Genomic DNA, 15,145 nt, shown 5'->3' with positions numbered 1-15,145 from the left:
TGTGGATTACTTCGTACCACCGCCGCCGATCGTGCCGCCCGTGCTGCCCGACGGAACACCGTTCCCGGCCACGACCTCGTCCCAGATATCGCCCAGACGATCCGCGATTGTTTCCCGAGCGTTCGAGTCGTCATCGACGTTGTAGACAACGAGGAACGGCGCCACGAGGCCGGATTCGTCGGCGCAGATGAACAGAGCGTCGATCACTTCACCGCGCAGGTCATATCCGCCCAAGGTCCATTCCGACCGACCGGTGAACCCGTCAGCGCCAAAGCGCGACCGGTAGGTGCCGATCGTGGTCTCGGCGTAGTTCATGCAGGTTTCGCGGTCCGGCAGCGACGAGAAATCGGTCACGGTCCACCCTTCGGCTTGCGCCATGCCGCTTACCCCGATCACCAGGGCACCCGCTGCCGCCATCTTCTTGAAATTCATCTTGTCAGTCCTCCTGTTGGGGCCCGGTTCGACCGGACCGGGGAATTCTTCCCTTAATAAATCACGACCGAGCGGATCGACTCGCCCGAGTGCATCAGTTCAAAACCCTTGTTGATATCTTCCAATGGCATGGTGTGGGTGATCATCGGGTCGATCTCGATCTTCCCTTCCATGTACCAGTCGACGATTTTCGGCACGTCCGTGCGACCGCGCGCACCGCCGAATGCCGTGCCGCGCCAGCTGCGGCCGGTGACAAGCTGGAAGGGCCGCGTGCTGATCTCGGCGCCCGCCGGCGCCACGCCGATGATGATCGACTCGCCCCAGCCCTTGTGCGCCGACTCGAGTGCCGCGCGCATCACCTGCACGTTGCCCGTCGCGTCGAAGGTATAATCCGCCCCGCCCTTGGTCAGGTCGACAAGGTAGGCGACCAGGTCGCCCTCGACCTCGGTCGGGTTCACGAAATCGGTCATGCCGAAACGCTTGGCCATCACCGCCTTGTCCGGGTTCAGGTCCACGCCGACGATCTGGTCGGCACCGGCCATCCGCAGGCCCTGGATCACGTTCAAGCCGATCCCGCCAAGGCCGAAGACGATCGCGCGGCTGCCGATTTCCACCTTGGCGGTGTTGATCACCGCCCCGATCCCCGTCGTCACCCCGCACCCTATGTAGCAAACCTTGTCGAAGGGCGCGTCCGGATGGATCTTGGCAACCGCGATCTCGGGCAGGACCGTGTGGTTGGAAAAGGTCGAACAGCCCATGTAATGCAGGATCGGTGTGCCATCGAGCATCGAGAACCGGCTGGTCCCGTCCGGCATCAGGCCCTGGCCTTGGGTCGAGCGGATCGCCTGGCAGAGGTTCGTCTTGGGGTTCAGGCAGTATTCGCATTCCCGGCATTCCGGGGTGTAAAGCGGGATGACGTGATCGCCCGGCTTCACGCTGGTCACGCCCTCGCCCACCTCCAGCACGACGCCTGCGCCTTCATGGCCGAGGATCGCCGGGAACAACCCCTCGGGGTCCGCGCCGGACAAGGTGAAATCGTCGGTGTGACACAGGCCTGTCGCCTTGATTTCAACCAGAACCTCGCCCGCCTTGGGGCCTTCGAGGTTCACGTCCATGATTTCCAGCGGCTTTCCCGCTTCCAGTGCGACGGCGGCGCGTGTGCGCATGGTCCACTCCCTCCCTTGGGGTTGTTTTGTTCCGACCTTGTGCCAATCTGACAATTGAATCAACGGAGGAAACCATGACTCGCCCCCTCGCTATCGCCCTCGCGGTCTGCATGCCCGTCATGGCCTTTGCCAACGGAGGAAGCGACGGAATGACCGAACGCCCCAGCCGGGACCAAGGTCCTGATACGTGCGGCGCCGCCCAATACGAGTACCTGCTCGGCCAGCCTTACCAGGAAGCCGAAGCCTTGGAATTCGAGGGGCCGGTGCGCATCCACGCCTTCAATGCCATGATCACGATGGATCACCTGCCGAACCGTATCAATTTCGTCTACGGACCGGACGGCATGATCATGCGGATTTCCTGCGGCTGACCGGCCCGGCGCGCATCTATCTTGCGCGCCCCGGAGATTCCGCCTATATGGCCTTCAACAGCGGTGCCGTCGGGTCCAAACCGGCAGGCTCCACCGGGAAAGAGCAACGGGCCGCGCGCCCGTTTTTTTGTGTTTGAAACCTACCATGGACGGCATGACCGACCTTATCGCCAAAACCGCAATCGACCGCCGCATGGCCGAAATCCTGATCCCCGTGATCGAGGGGCTCGGCTTCGAGGTCGTGCGCATCCGCCTGCAGGGCGGAAACACCAAGACGCTTCAGATCATGGCCGAACGCCCCGAAGGCGGCATCGAGGTCGATGATTGCGCCGAGATTTCCAACGCGATCTCCGCCGTTCTCGATGTCGAGGACCCGCTGGAAGACGCCTACACGCTCGAAGTCTCCTCGCCCGGCATCGACCGGCCCCTGACCCGCCTCAAGGATTTCGAGACCTTCGAGGGGTACGAGGCCAAGATCGAGACGACCGACATGATCGACGGACGCCGACGGTTCAAAGGCGTGCTGGCCGGGGTCGAGGGCGACGAGGTGCTCATCAATATCGACGGCGAGGGAAAGAATGCCGAGCCCGTCACCATCGGCCTGCATTACGACTGGCTGTCGGATGCCAAGCTCGTGCTGACCGACGACCTGATCAAGGAGATGCTGAAGAGCCGTAAAGAGGCCGGCATCATCGACGAAACCCAATTTGACGAGATCGTGGAAGAGCCCGGCGAAGGGGCTTCCAAGGCGGAGGACTGAGACCCATGGCCATTACTTCGGCAAACCAGCTTGAACTCTTGCAAACGGCCGAGGCCGTCGCGCGCGAAAAGATGATCGACCCCAGCCTCGTGATCGAGGCGATGGAAGAAAGCCTCGCCCGCGCCGCCAAGTCGCGCTACGGCGCCGATCTGGATATCCGCGTGTCGATCGACCGCAAGACCGGCAAGGCCACCTTCACCCGCATCCGCACCGTGGTCGAGGATGACGAGGTCGAGAACGAAAAGGCCGAGCTGACCGTCGAACAGGCGAAACCCTATCTCGACGATCCCAAGGTCGGCGACGTCATCGTCGACGAGGTGCCGCCGGTCGAGATGGGCCGGATCGCCGCGCAATCGGCCAAGCAGGTCATCCTGCAAAAGGTCCGCGAAGCCGAACGCGACCGCCAGTACGAGGAATTCAAGGACCGCGCCGGCACGATCATCAACGGCACCGTCAAGCGCGAGGAATACGGCAACGTCATCGTCGATATCGGCCGTGGCGAAGGCATCCTGCGCCGCAACGAGAAGATCGGCCGCGAGGCCTATCGCAACGGCGACCGCATCCGCTGCTACATCAAGGATGTCCGCCGCGAGACGCGCGGCCCGCAGGTCTTCCTCAGCCGTACCGCGCCGGAATTCATGGCCGAACTGTTCAAGATGGAAGTGCCGGAAATCTACGACGGCATCATCGAGATCAAGGCCGTGGCCCGTGACCCCGGTTCGCGCGCCAAGATCGCCGTCATCTCCTATGACAACGGCATCGACCCGGTCGGCGCCTGCGTCGGTATGCGCGGCAGCCGCGTGCAGGCCGTCGTGAACGAGCTTCAGGGCGAGAAGATCGACATCATCCCGTGGTCCGAGGACATGCCGACCTTCCTCGTGAACGCGCTGCAACCGGCCGAGGTGACCAAGGTCGTCCTCGACGAGGATGCCGAGCGTATCGAGGTCGTGGTGCCCGACGAGCAGCTGTCGCTGGCCATTGGCCGCCGCGGTCAGAACGTGCGCCTTGCCTCGCAACTGACGGGGCTCGACATCGACATCCTAACCGAGGAAGAAGAATCCAAGCGCCGCCAGGCCGAGTTCGAGGAACGCACCAAGCTGTTCATGGACACGCTGGATCTCGACGAATTCTTCGCGCAGCTGCTGGTCGCCGAAGGCTTCACCTCGCTGGAAGAGGTCGCCTATGTCGAGTTGGATGAACTCCTGGTGATCGACGGCGTCGACGAGGCGACCGCCGAGGAACTTCAGGCCCGCGCCCGCGACTACCTTGAAGAGCAGAACAAGAAAGCCCTCGAAAAGGCCCGTGAACTGGGTGTCGAGGACAGCCTTGTTGAATTCGACGGCCTGACACCCCAAATGCTGGTTGCACTTGGCGAAGACGGCGTGAAGACTCTGGAAGATTTCGCCACCTGCGCCGACTGGGAACTTGCCGGCGGCTGGACCACCATCAATGGCGAACGCGTCAAGGACGAGGGTCTGCTCGAGGCCTTCGACGTGTCCCTTGAAGAAGCCCAGAACATGGTGATGACCGCCCGCCTGCAACTTGGCTGGGTCACCATCGAAGAGCTGGAGGCACAGGCCGCCGCCGAGGCCGCCGAAGCCGAGGGTGACGCCGAAACCGAGGAGGCCCGGGCCTAAGGGCCCGGACCGGAGGTCGCGCGGATGCCTCGCGGTGGCCGCAAAAAGGAAACGGACGGGCCGGAACGGCGCTGCATCGTCACCGGAGAGGTGGCGCCGAAACACGGCCTGATCCGCTTTGTCGTCGGACCCGACGGTCAACTGGCCCCAGACCTGCTGGAAAAGCTGCCGGGTCGGGGCATCTGGGTCAGCGCCGATCGCGCGGCCCTGGAAAAGGCCGTGGCGAAAAACCTGTTCTCGCGTGCTGCACGGCAGCAAGTGAATGTGCCGGACGGGCTGATCGACGGCATCGAGGCGGGCCTTGCCCGTCGCCTGACCGACCTTGTCGCCCTCAGCCGCAAGGCCGGCGAGGCGGTCGCCGGTTTCGAGAAGGTGAAGGACTGGCTGGCCACGAAAAAGGTCGCCGTTCTGCTTCAGGCCAGCGATGGCTCGGAGCGTGGAAAAAGCAAACTCTGGACGCCCACGGGCGCCCGGTATTTCAGCGTCCTGACCGCCCGGGAATTGGGTTTGGCATTCGGACGCCAAAGTGTGATACATGGCGCGCTTGCCGCTGGTGGTCTGGCTCCTCGTGTAGTAGAGGGTGCCGCGAAACTACAGGGACTGCGCAAGGCAGACGGCGGAGTGACCGCCGAGAAGGACGAACGGAACGCATGAGCGATCAGGACGGAAAAAAACCCCTTGGACTTTCGGGCGGTGCACGCTCGGGCCGCGTGAACCAGAGCTTCTCGCGCGGGCGCACGAAGAGCGTGGTCGTCGAGACCAAGCGCAAGCGCGTGGTCATGCCCAAGCCCGGGCAGCAGAGCGCCGCAGCGCAGAACGCCGAGGGGAACAAGGGCAGCAAGACGGTTAACGACGCCGAGCTTGAGCGCCGCCTGAGGGCTTTGCAGGCCGCTAAGGCCCGCGAGGCCGAGGAAGAAGAGCGCCGCAAGCAGCAAGAGAAAGAGCGCGAGGAAGAGCGCGCCCGCCGCCGCGCCGAGGCCGAGGCCAAGGAACGCGAGGAACGGGAACGCGAAGAGGCCATCCGCGCGAAGGAAGAAGAAGAAAAGCGCCGCCGCGAAGAGGCCGAGGCCCGCAAGAACGCCCCGGCCGAGCCCGCCGCGCCGTCGCCGGCCGAGGCCCCGCAGGCTGACAAACAGCCGCGCGGTGCCAGCAAGCCCGCCCCGCAGCCCGCGCGCCGCAAGGAAGATGACGACCGTAGCGGCCGTGGCAAAGGTGGCGACCGTGGTGGCCGCCGCTCGGGCAAGCTTACGGTAAACCAGGCCCTTTCGGGTGGCGAAGGCGGCCGTCAGCGCAGCCTTGCCGCCATGAAGCGCAAGCAGGAACGCGCCCGCCAAAAGGCTATGGGCGGGTCCGAGCCGCGCGAGAAGATCGTGCGTGACGTGCAGGTGCCCGAAACCATCGTGGTGTCGGAACTGGCCAACCGGATGGCAGAACGCGCTGCGGATGTCGTGAAATCGCTCATGCAGATGGGCATGATGGTCACGCAGAACCAATCGATCGACGCCGACACGGCGGAACTGATCGTCGAAGAGTTCGGCCACAAGATCGTTCGCGTTTCGGACGCCGACGTCGAGGACGTCATCGATCAGGTCGAGGACAAGGAAGAAGATCTTCAGCCGCGTCCGCCGGTCATCACGATCATGGGCCATGTCGACCACGGCAAGACCTCGCTCCTCGACAAGATCCGTCAGGCGAATGTCGTCTCGGGCGAGGCCGGGGGCATCACCCAGCATATCGGCGCCTACCAGGTGACGACCGAATCGGGTGCCGTGTTGACCTTCCTCGATACGCCGGGCCACGCCGCGTTTACGTCCATGCGGGCCCGTGGTGCGCAAGTGACGGATATCGTCGTGCTGGTTGTCGCGGCAGATGACCAGGTCATGCCGCAGACGGTCGAGGCCATCAATCACGCCAAGGCCGCCAACGTTCCGATGATCGTGGCGATCAACAAGGTCGATAAGCCGGCGGCCGATGTGCAGAAGGTGCGTACCGACCTCCTTCAGCATGAGGTGATCGTCGAGGCGCTTTCCGGTGACGTGCAGGATGTCGAGGTTTCGGCCATGACGGGCCAAGGCCTGCCGGAACTGCTCGAAGCCATCGCGCTCCAGGCCGAGATCCTGGAACTGAAAGCCAACCCCGACCGCCCCGCCGAAGGTGCGGTGATCGAGGCGCAGCTCGACGTGGGCCGCGGCCCCGTTGCGACCGTCCTTGTGCAGAAGGGCACGCTGCGCCAGGGCGACGTCTTCGTCGTCGGCGAACAGTGGGGCAAGGTGCGCGCGTTGATGAACGACAAGGGCGACCGCGTGTCCGAAGCTGGCCCGTCGGTGCCGGTCGAGGTCCTGGGCCTCAATGGCACGCCCGAGGCCGGTGACGTTCTCAACGTCGTCGAGACCGAGGCACAGGCCCGCGAAATCGCCGAGTATCGCGAACAGGCTGCCAAGGACAAACGCGCCGCCGCCGGTGCTGCGACCACGCTGGATCAGCTCTTGGCCAAGGCCAAGGCCGACGAGAACGTGGCCGAGCTGCCCATCGTGGTGAAGGCCGACGTGCAAGGTTCGGCCGAGGCCATTGTTCAGGCGCTCGAAAAGATCGGCAACGACGAGGTCCGCGTGCGCGTCATCCACTACGGTGTGGGCGCGATCACCGAAAGCGACATCGGCTTGGCCGAAGCTTCGGGAACGCCGGTTATCGGTTTCAACGTCCGGGCCAATGCGCCTGCGCGCAGCGCCGCCAACCAGAAGGGAGTCGAGATCCGCTACTACTCGGTGATCTACGACCTCGTGGACGACGTCAAAGCCGCCGCATCGGGCCTGCTCGGTGCCGAGATCCGCGAGAACTTCATCGGGTATGCCCAGATCAAGGAAGTGTTCCGCGTCTCGGGCGTCGGCAACGTCGCTGGCTGTCTCGTGACCGAAGGGGTGGCGCGCCGGTCTGCCGGTGTGCGCCTGCTGCGCGACGACGTGGTGATCCATGAAGGTACGCTGAAGACGCTCAAGCGCTTCAAGGACGAGGTCAAGGAAGTCCAGTCCGGCCAGGAATGCGGCATGGCCTTCGAGAACTACGACGACATCCGCCCCGGCGACGTCATCGAGATCTTCGAACGCGAAGAGGTGGAGCGCACGCTCGCCTGATCGCGGCCAATCGCAGAAACAAAGAGGGCGCCCAGAGAGGCGCCCTTTTCTTTTGATATGGTCCTGTGGTCAGGCCGCTGGAACGGTGTTCGGGTTGCGGAGCACGATCGACAGGTTCAGGACGCCCGCGTAGCTGACCCAGATCACGTAGGGCACGAAAAGAAGCCCCGCGATCCAGTCCATCATAAAGAAACTAACCATGGTGCCCACCACGGCCCCCCACAACATCGCGATGACCACGGCGCCCGCCTTCAACCGGCGCAGTCCGAAAAAGACCGGCGTCCAAAGGGTATTGAGCGCGATCTGCATCGCCCAGAACCCCATGGCGTGGGCGTTGTTTTCCATCACCGCAATGCGCGTCGCGGCATAGGCCGACCCAAGATAGAGCAACGTCCAGGCGATCGGGAACAGCCAGTTGGGCGGCGTCCAGTCGGGCTTGGACAGGTCGCGATACCAACGACCCGGCGGAAACATCGACCCGGTCGCGGCAGCCGCGCAACAGGCGGCGAGAAACAGAATGAAGACAGACCAATCCATGAGCTTCACTTAGGCTTTCACGGTGATGCGTTCCAGTACGGAACGACGAATTGCTCGGTCAGGCCGTCGCGCGCGTCAAACGTTCTGCTTCCTGCTCGGCGCGGTCGCGAGCCTCCAACTGTCTAAAAACACTCAGGATTCCTTCACCACGAACCACTGGGCGCGGGTCTGGATGGGCCGCTGCTTCGACAAGGAAAGCAACCTCGGGCAAGGGCCTGGCATAGACCACGGCGCTTTCCGGCATGACCGACACCCAGGCGGCACGCATGACCGAAAGGCCCAGCAAGCTCATCTTGTGACGTCCTGTCGTGCAGACCCTTTGAGAGATCGAATCGTACCCGCGCCGGGCAAGCTTGCGGCCAATGGCGTCGTAGCAGTGGCGCGCGGCGAATATGCCGGGGCGTGCGGCCAAGGGCAGGCGGCCTATCCCGGGCTCGGAACGGTGATAGAGGCGGTTGGCCTCGGCCAGCAGGCGCTTGACCATGGACCGGATTTGCGGCGTGGGCTGCGGATCGGCAAAGAAGGCGTCCTCATCCAGACCGATCTCGTCCAGCCATTCGGTCGGCAGGTACAGCCGGCCTGCGCGCGCGTCCTCGCCGACATCGCGGGCGATATTCGTCAGTTGCATCGCAACGCCAAGGTCGCAGGCCCGCGATAGTGCGTGTTCATCCCGCACCCGCATCAGGACGCACATCATCGCCCCCACGGCGGCGGCAACGCGGGCGGAATAGCTCCGCACCTCGGACAGGGTGGCATAGCGCCGTTCGATCCCGTCCCAAGCCAGCCCTTCGAGAAGCGCCTCGGGCAAGGCGCGGGGCATGTCGAATTCTTCGATGATGGCCGCGAAGGCCCGATCGGCCGGCGCATTCCGGGGCGTGCCCGCATAGGCCAGATCGAGACGGTCGCGAAGGTCCAGCACCGCGGCGGGCTTATGCTCGCCGAAATCGACCTCGTCATCGGCAAGGCGGCAGAAGGCGTAAAGCGCCAGGGCCGGATCGCGCACCGAGGCCGGCAAAAGCTTGGACGCGGCATGGAAGGAGTAGGAGCCTTCGCGAATCGCCTCTCGGCAATGGTCGAGATCGGCCGGATCGATCATTCGGCCGCGACCTTCAAGGGGCGGCTGATCGGCCGCGGCGCATCCGGCACCAACTGTGTCAGCACCTCGGACGATGTCACGACCGACGGGATACCGGCACCGGGATGGGTGCCCGCGCCCACGAGGAAGAGGTTTTCCAACTCTTCCGAGGTGTTGTGTGGACGGAACCATGCCGATTGGAAAATGCGCGGTTCAAGGCTGAACCCCGATCCGTGCGGCGCCAGGTAGCGCGTGCCAAAGGTCTCGGGTGTGAAGATCTCGCTGGCCGAAAGACGCTCTTCAAAACCGGGGATCAGTTTGCGGTCGAGCACGCTGGCAACGTTCTGGCGATAGGATTCGCAAGTCTCTTGCCAGTTTACCGCGTTCTCACCGTGCAGGTTGGGCACGGGCGACAGCAGGTAGAAGGTGTCATCGCCTTCGGGTGCCGCGCTCGGGTCGGTGACCGTGGGCCGGTGCAGGTAGACCGACATGTCATCGGCCAGCTTCTGCTTGATGAAGATGTCGTGCAGCAGGCCCTTGTAGCGCGGGCTGTTGAGGATGGTGTGATGGCCGATATCGGGCCACATCTCGCGCGTGCCGCGCGTGCCAAAGTACCAGACGAACAGGCCCATCGACCAACGCGAGCGGTTCAGGCGCATGGGCGTCCAGCGTTTCTTGGTGCGTTTGCGCAGAAGTTTCTCGTAGGTCGTGCCGGGATCGGCGTTCGACACCACGATATCCGCCGTGAGAGAGCGCCCGTCCTTCAGGATCACACCCGTGGCGCGGTCGCCCTGAGTCGTGATCTCGTCCACCTCAGCCTCTTGCAGGATTTGGCCGCCCTGGTCGCGGATGACGTTCGCCATCGCGTCGGCCATCGCCTGCACGCCACCCATGGCGTAATGCACCCCGAATTCCTTTTCGAGGTGGCTGACGAGAATATACATCGATGTCACGTTGACCGGATCACCGCCGATGAAAAGCGGATGAAAACTCAGCGCCATGCGCAAGCGCGGATCGCGCACGCGGGCGGCGGCATGGCCATAAACGGAGCGGTCTGCACGAAGCCGGACGAAACCCGGAAGCTCCTTGATCAGGTCCATCAGCTTGTTCATAGGGCGGCGGCCAAGCCCTTCGAACCCAAACAGGTACCGCGCCTCGCTATCCTTGAGGAACTTCTTGTAGCCCGGCACGTCGGAGGGTGAGAGGCGGCGCACCTCTTCGATCATGGCCTCCTCATCCTGGCGCACGGCAAAGTGGCTGCCATCGTCCCAGCGGATCTCGTAATAGGGATCGACGGGGCGCAGATCGACGTCCTTGTCGAAGTCGCGCCCGCATTCCTGCCAAAGCTGGCGGAAGACCTGCGGCACGGTCACGATGGTCGGGCCCAGGTCGAATCGATGCCCGTTCTGAGTGATGGACGAACCGCGCCCGCCGGGGCGGTCCAACCGGTCGACGACGGTGACTTCATAGCCCTTGGCGCCCAGCCGCATCGCAGCCGAAAGGCCACCCAAACCGGCACCAATGACAATGGCCCGCGACGGGACGGAGGGAGAAGAGTGGTCGCTCATGGCCTCGGCCTCATACTGTCTAGTCAGATTTACAATATGCGATACTGCGCGGATTTGCCAAGGCTTCGAGCAATTGAATATTCTTTTCATGCCGCGACATATGTGTCAGGATAAGTTGACACATAGAGAGATCGGCCATGCAATCCGTAACGTTGAGCCTTTTTCGCTTCGGGTCCGTCGCAGCGCGGCTATGGGCTTTTGGTCAGATGGCCACTGCCAGATTCGCACTGAAAGCGATCCCGGACATTCAAACCTTCAAACTCTGCGGCTCCGGCTCGGGAGAGGGGTTCACCCCGATTCCCAACACCGCCGTCTACGCGATCCTGGCAACATGGCCGGATCATGACGCCGCACGGCGCGCCATGCACGGGCAACAGGTGTTCCGCCGCTATCGCGAGATGGCGGATGAGACGATCACCATCTTCCTGACCCCCGCCAGCGCGCGCGGGAAATGGGGCGGGAAGGAACCGTTCCAGCCGCAGGATATCGAGGTCGGCGAACCAATCGCCGCCCTGACCCGCGCGACCGTGAAACCCAAGGTCGCCCTCAAGTTCTGGGGTCAGGTGCCCGATATTTCGAAGGTCGTCGGCAAGGATCCGAACGTCATGTTCAAGATCGGCATCGGCGAGGTGCCTTGGGTGCAACAGGTCACGTTCTCGATCTGGCCCGATAAAAAGACCATGGCCGAATTTGCCCGCCATGACGGGCCGCACGCCCGCGCCATCAAGGCCGTCCGCGACGGCCAATGGTTCAAGGAAGAACTTTACGCCCGGTTCCGTGTCGATGCCGTAGAAGGCGAGTGGGAGGGTCAGACCCCTTCCCTGACCGAGAAACCGAAAACCGCCACACCAGACCCGATCGAGGTAGCCGCAGAATGACCGAACCCGCGACGACGGGACCTTTCCCGTTCTCCGCCATCGTTGGCCAGGACGACATGAAACTGGCCATGATCCTCACAGCAATCGACCCCGGTATCGGCGGTGTCCTCGTCTTCGGGGACCGTGGCACTGGCAAATCGACCGCCGTGCGGGGCCTTGCCGCCCTGCTTCCGCCGATCAAGGCAGTGGCCGGATGCCCGGTGAATTCCGCGGTCGAAACGGATGTGCCCGAATGGGCGCAGGTGCATGACCATTCCATCGTCGAAAAGCCGACGCCCGTCGTGGACCTGCCCCTCGGCGCGACCGAGGACCGGGTCGTCGGCGCGCTCGATATCGAAAAGGCCCTGACACAGGGCGAAAAAGCGTTCGAGCCGGGCCTGCTGGCCAAGGCGAACCGCGGGTATCTCTATATCGACGAGGTCAATCTGCTGGAGGATCACCTTGTCGACCTGCTTCTGGACGTGGCGCAATCCGGCCAGAACGTTGTCGAACGCGAAGGTCTGTCGATCCGCCACGCGGCGCGCTTCGTCCTCGTCGGCTCGGGCAACCCCGAGGAAGGTGAATTGCGGCCGCAGCTTCTCGATCGTTTCGGCCTGTCGGTCGAGGTCGAAAGCCCCAAGGATATCGACACGCGCATCGACGTCATCCGCCGCCGCGACGCCTATGACCGCGACCAGGCGGCCTTCCTTGCCGACTGGCATGACGCCGACATGACCCTGCGCGCCCAGATCGTCACCGCGCGCGACGCGCTGGCCCGCGTCGATGCCGATGACAGCATCCTGCGCGATTGTGCCGAGCTTTGCATTGCGCTTGGCTCGGACGGGTTGCGGGGTGAATTGACCCTTCTGCGCGCCGCACGCGCCCTCGCCGCGTTCGAGGGCGATCCGGCCGTTACCCGTGACCATGTGCGCCGTGTGGCGCCCAGCGCCCTGCGCCACCGGTTGCGCCGCGATCCGCTGGACGAGGCCGGGACCACCACGCGGGTCACCCGCACGGTGGAGGAGGTGCTGGCGTGAGCGCCGGCGAGGAGCGCTGGCAACGGGCCAACCTTGCGCTGGCCTGCTTTGCGCTCGACCCCGCTGCATTGGGCGGGATCTGGCTGCGTGCCCGTGTCGGGCCTGTTCGCGACCGGTTCATGCAAGGTCTCGACCTTGCGGTGCGGGGTCGAAACACGCGCCGCCTGCATCCCAATATCGGGGACGATGCGCTGTTCGGGAGTGTCGACCTCGCCGCAACGCTGGACAGCGGCACGCTGACGAAAACACGCGGTTTGCTCGAAGAGCCGGGGCTGTTGATCCTGCCCATGGCCGAACGCGCGAAATCGGGTCTGGCCGCCCGGCTTGCCGGGGCATTGGACGACCGGCGCGGGTTGTCCTTGGTTGCCCTCGATGAGGGGGCCGGCCCCGAAGAGCGCATTCCGCAAGCGCTGGCGGATCGGCTCGCGATTCATCTCGATCTGACGGATCAAAGACTATCCGATGCGCCCGATCTGGCCATCGACACGGATGCCCTTGTCGAAGCACGGCGCCTTCTGCCCGACGTGACCGTTCCCGAAACGGCGATCTCGGAACTGGCCGAGGTGGCCATGCGCCTTGGTGTTTTGTCCCTCAGGGCGCCGTTGCAGGCACTGGCCGTGGCGCGCGCCTCGGCCGCCTTGTCCGGCGAAATCGAGGTGGACGAACCCGACCTGATCACGGCCATTGAATTGGTCCTCGCCCCGCGTGCGACGCAATTCCCCGAAGCGCCGCCGGAGGAGGCCGAGGAGCCCGAAGACCCACCCGAACCAGACACGCCAGACGACACACCGGACGAAGCCAGCGACGAGGACGAAACGCCGCCCCTTCCAACCGAAATCCTGTTGGAGGCGGCGAAGGCCATGATGCCATCGGACCTGCTTGCCCGGCTGGAAGCGGGCCGCGCGGCGCGCAACGCGCCGGGGGCCAGTGGCTCTGGCGCATCGAAAAAGGGCAACCGGCGCGGGCGACCCATGCCATCGCGCGCTGGTCGCATGGGCGGCGAGGCGCGGGTGGATCTCGTGGCGACACTCCGGGCTGCGGCGCCGTGGCAGCCCCTGCGCCGCCGGGCGACGGGGATTCCCGATCGCATTCACGTCCGGATGTCCGATATCCGTATCCGCCAGTTCGAGGAAAAATCCGACCGCGCGATCATCTTCGTGGTCGATGCCTCCGGGTCCTCTGCACTCGCACGCCTGGCCGAAACCAAGGGCGCGATCGAGCTCTTGTTGGCCGAGGCCTATTCGCGGCGCGATCACGTCGCCCTGGTCGCCTTCCGCGGGGACGGGGCCGAGGTTCTGCTGCCTCCGACCCGGTCGCTGGTTCAAACCAAGCGCAGGCTGGCGCAGCTGCCCGGCGGGGGTGGCACGCCGCTCGCCTCGGGTCTCAAGGCCGCACTCGATCTTGCGGAACTGGCGCGCAGCAAGGGTCTGACGCCCTCGGTTGCGCTGCTGACCGACGGCCGCGCCAACGTGGACCTGACCGGTACTGCCAACCGCGCACAGGCGGCCGAGGACGCGACGCTGATGGCCCGTGCCCTGCGCGCAAGGGGCATGCCGGGGCTTGTCATCGACACCGGTTTGCGGCCCACGCGCGGCCTCGATGCCCTCGCGCTTGACATGGGCGTGCCCTACCTGCCCCTGCCCCGCGCCGACGCCAAGGCCGTGTCAGCCGCTGTCGAGACCGCGCTGGATCCGGCATGACCGCAGACTACCCGCCGACCGACTGGCCTTTTCACGAGGCCAGCAGCATCGTGCCCGTCTCTCCGCATCGGTGGCATGTGCAGGATTTCGGAACCGGGCAAGACGCGCTTTTCCTGCATGGGGCGGGTGCATCTGCCCATAGCTGGCATCGTATCGTGCCCTTCCTACAGTCGCGATTGCGCATGATAGTGCCTGATCTGCCCGGTCACGGCTTCACCCGCAGCCCGCGCGGGCGGGCGCGCCTTCCCGATGTGGCCCGTGATCTTGGCGCGCTACTGGATCACCTCGGCGCGACCCCCAGGATCATCGTCGGACACTCCGCTGGGGGCGCCATCGCGCTGGAAATGGTTCGACTCGGCATCGCCAAGCCCGACAGAGTGGTTGTCGTGAACGGTGCGCTGGAAAACTTCCGCGGTCCGGCGAGTTGGTTGTTCCCGATCATGGCCCGGGTCATGGCGCTGAACCCGCTGACCGGCTTTCTGCTCAGCAGCGGATCGCCATCGCAAGTTCGCAGCCTGATCGGCGCAACCGGAACCGAGCTGGATGATGAGGCGCTTGCCCTTTATCAGCGCTTGATCAAACGCCGCTCTCATGTCGATGGGACCATGGCCATGATGGCGCAATGGTCGCTGGATGAGTTGAGCCGGTCACTGGGCCAGATCCAGTGCCCGACCCTGTTCGTCCATGGCGAGGATGATCAAGCGGTGTCGGTCGCCGTCGCGGAACGCGCCGCACGCGCCATGCCCCACGCCAAGCTGCACGTCTTGTCCGACGTCGGGCATATCGCACAGGAAGAAGCGCCCGAGGCTGTTGCAAGGGAAATCCTGACCTTCGCGGAACCCGCAGCGGCAGATTGACAGGCAAAAAGAAAAGG

14 protein-coding genes are annotated in these 15,145 nt (G+C 64.4%); 9 read left to right on the top strand and 5 right to left on the bottom strand.

Features of this window, described 5'->3' with window-relative positions:
• Positions 1–6: 6 nt before the first annotated feature.
• Together KUV65_RS09655 and KUV65_RS09650 are read right to left on the bottom strand one after the other, a co-directional pair.
• Positions 7–432: a hypothetical protein gene (locus tag KUV65_RS09655; protein WP_222190036.1), complete on the bottom strand. Its 426-nt coding sequence runs from the start codon at positions 430–432 to the stop codon at positions 7–9.
• Positions 433–485: 53 nt separating this feature from the next.
• A complete protein-coding gene (locus KUV65_RS09650) occupies positions 486–1,598 on the bottom strand; it encodes an S-(hydroxymethyl)glutathione dehydrogenase/class III alcohol dehydrogenase (protein WP_222190034.1) in 1,113 nt (370 codons plus the stop codon).
• Between the two features lie 74 nt (positions 1,599–1,672).
• Between KUV65_RS09650 and KUV65_RS09645 the strand changes: the two genes are divergently transcribed.
• The 5 genes from KUV65_RS09645 (at position 1,673) to infB (ending at position 7,497) form a co-directional block, all read left to right on the top strand.
• The gene (locus KUV65_RS09645; protein WP_222190032.1) at positions 1,673–1,969 is read left to right on the top strand and encodes an I78 family peptidase inhibitor; all 297 of its coding nucleotides are present in this window, start codon (positions 1,673–1,675) and stop codon (positions 1,967–1,969) included.
• A gap of 154 nt (positions 1,970–2,123) precedes the next feature.
• A complete protein-coding gene (rimP, locus tag KUV65_RS09640; RefSeq protein ID WP_222190030.1) occupies positions 2,124–2,729 on the top strand; it encodes a ribosome maturation factor RimP in 606 nt (201 codons plus the stop codon).
• Between the two features lie 5 nt (positions 2,730–2,734).
• Positions 2,735–4,366 carry a transcription termination factor NusA gene (nusA, locus tag KUV65_RS09635; RefSeq protein WP_222190028.1) on the top strand — a complete coding sequence of 544 codons (1,632 nt, stop codon included), beginning with the start codon at positions 2,735–2,737 and terminating at the stop codon, positions 4,364–4,366.
• A gap of 24 nt (positions 4,367–4,390) precedes the next feature.
• Positions 4,391–5,020, top strand: a complete 630-nt coding sequence (locus tag KUV65_RS09630) for an RNA-binding protein (RefSeq protein ID WP_222190026.1) — start codon at positions 4,391–4,393, stop codon at positions 5,018–5,020.
• A complete protein-coding gene (gene infB / locus KUV65_RS09625; protein WP_222190024.1) occupies positions 5,017–7,497 on the top strand; it encodes a translation initiation factor IF-2 in 2,481 nt (826 codons plus the stop codon). The genes KUV65_RS09630 and infB overlap by 4 nt, the downstream gene beginning before the upstream one ends.
• Positions 7,498–7,566: 69 nt before the next feature.
• Here infB and tspO read toward each other — a convergent pair whose 3' ends face one another.
• From tspO to KUV65_RS09610, 3 genes are read right to left on the bottom strand one after another with little or no spacing between them, the layout of a single operon-like run.
• Positions 7,567–8,034: a tryptophan-rich sensory protein TspO gene (tspO, locus tag KUV65_RS09620; RefSeq protein WP_222190022.1), complete on the bottom strand. Its 468-nt coding sequence runs from the start codon at positions 8,032–8,034 to the stop codon at positions 7,567–7,569.
• Positions 8,035–8,092: 58 nt separating this feature from the next.
• Positions 8,093–9,130: a 15-cis-phytoene synthase gene (gene crtB / locus KUV65_RS09615; RefSeq protein ID WP_222190021.1), complete on the bottom strand. Its 1,038-nt coding sequence runs from the start codon at positions 9,128–9,130 to the stop codon at positions 8,093–8,095.
• Complete coding sequence (locus KUV65_RS09610; protein WP_222190019.1) at positions 9,127–10,677, bottom strand: phytoene desaturase; 1,551 nt, start codon at positions 10,675–10,677, stop codon at positions 9,127–9,129. The genes crtB and KUV65_RS09610 overlap by 4 nt, the downstream gene beginning before the upstream one ends.
• Before the next feature lie 137 nt (positions 10,678–10,814).
• Here KUV65_RS09610 and crtA point away from each other — a divergent pair, with 137 nt between their 5' ends.
• Genes crtA through bchO form a run of 4 tightly spaced genes read left to right on the top strand, consistent with a single transcriptional unit; the run spans position 10,815 to position 15,128 of the window.
• Positions 10,815–11,555, top strand: a complete 741-nt coding sequence (gene crtA / locus KUV65_RS09605; RefSeq protein ID WP_222190017.1) for a spheroidene monooxygenase — start codon at positions 10,815–10,817, stop codon at positions 11,553–11,555.
• Positions 11,552–12,571: a magnesium chelatase ATPase subunit I gene (gene bchI, locus KUV65_RS09600; protein ID WP_222190015.1), complete on the top strand. Its 1,020-nt coding sequence runs from the start codon at positions 11,552–11,554 to the stop codon at positions 12,569–12,571. The genes crtA and bchI overlap by 4 nt, the downstream gene beginning before the upstream one ends.
• Positions 12,568–14,271 carry a magnesium chelatase subunit D gene (locus KUV65_RS09595; protein ID WP_222190013.1) on the top strand — a complete coding sequence of 568 codons (1,704 nt, stop codon included), beginning with the start codon at positions 12,568–12,570 and terminating at the stop codon, positions 14,269–14,271. The genes bchI and KUV65_RS09595 overlap by 4 nt, the downstream gene beginning before the upstream one ends.
• Complete coding sequence (gene bchO, locus KUV65_RS09590; RefSeq protein ID WP_222190011.1) at positions 14,268–15,128, top strand: alpha/beta fold hydrolase BchO; 861 nt, start codon at positions 14,268–14,270, stop codon at positions 15,126–15,128. The genes KUV65_RS09595 and bchO overlap by 4 nt, the downstream gene beginning before the upstream one ends.
• Positions 15,129–15,145 lie beyond the last annotated feature (17 nt).

This window comes from Maritalea mobilis, from assembly GCF_019800885.1.
GTDB lineage: Bacteria > Pseudomonadota > Alphaproteobacteria > Rhodobacterales > Rhodobacteraceae > Roseibacterium > Roseibacterium beibuensis.
Note: the sequence above shows the minus strand (reverse complement) of the source record. Positions and strands in the feature narration are given on the sequence as shown.